Origin of the sequence: Mycobacterium sp. 1165178.9, assembly GCF_001673555.1 — a bacterium.
In the GTDB taxonomy this organism is placed as follows: domain Bacteria; phylum Actinomycetota; class Actinomycetes; order Mycobacteriales; family Mycobacteriaceae; genus Mycobacterium.
Map to the genome: position 1 here is coordinate 1 of NZ_LZMB01000232.1, position 508 is coordinate 508.

At 59.6% G+C, this 508-nt stretch carries 1 protein-coding gene; it reads left to right on the forward strand.

The genetic code is table 11. The features are described from left to right. Window positions 1-508, forward strand: a 508-nt coding sequence (locus A5652_RS10585; protein WP_197513900.1) for a class I SAM-dependent methyltransferase, incomplete at both ends; no start/stop codon positions are given.

A 508-nucleotide genomic window follows, 5' to 3' on the forward strand; every position in this document is an offset into this window, starting at 1 on the left:
GACGTCAACGTCATCGGAATTACGCTGAGCCGCAACCAGTTTGAGTACAGCAGGAACAAGCTGGCCGGACTGCCGACGAATCGCAACATCGAGGTGCGCCTGCAGGGCTGGGAAGAGTTCGAGGACAAGGTCGACCGGATCGTCTCCATCGGGGCCTTCGAGGCATTCAAGATGGAGCGCTATCCCGCATTCTTCGAACGCGCCTACGACATTCTTCCCGGTGATGGCCGGATGCTTCTGCACACGATTCTGGCCTACTCGCAGCAACAGCAGCATGAACGTGGTGTCTCGATCACCATGAGCGATTTACGCTTCATGCGATTCATCGGCCAGGAAATCTTTCCGGGTGGACAGCTGCCGGCACAGGAAGACATTTTCAAGTTCGGCGAGGCGGCGGGCTTCTCGATCGAGCGGGTGCAACTGCTGCAGCTGCACTACGCCAGGACGCTGGATCTGTGGGCCGAGGCACTCGAGGCGAATCGCGAGCAGGCCCTGGCCATCCAGTCCC